This is a genomic window from Streptomyces sp. ATLC9, from assembly GCF_057196705.1.
Genome location: NZ_JBXUOY010000667.1, coordinates 1 through 223 on the forward strand (window position 1 = coordinate 1; position 223 = coordinate 223).

Sequence of the window (223 nt, forward strand, 5' to 3'; positions counted from 1 at the left end):
GTCCAGCAGATGAGGAGAGATGCCTGCGACCTCTTCGAGTGCGGCGCGAACCGACTCGGTGACCAGCTCCAAGCGGGTCAGGTCACGCACCGCGGCCAGGACGTGCGTGGAGTCGGTGCGCTGCGTGGTGCGCTCACGCACCAGGCCGGCCTCCTTCAGGCGGGCCAGCGCGAGGTCGAGGAGGCGGTCGGCACGGCCATCCTCGGCGAGACGATCGCGGAAG

1 pseudogene is annotated in these 223 nt (G+C 70.4%); it reads right to left on the bottom strand.

Annotated features, from left to right (window positions below):
• Positions 1–223: pseudogene (locus tag AC2CJA_RS27565) on the bottom strand (IS1182 family transposase); the annotation flags it as partial.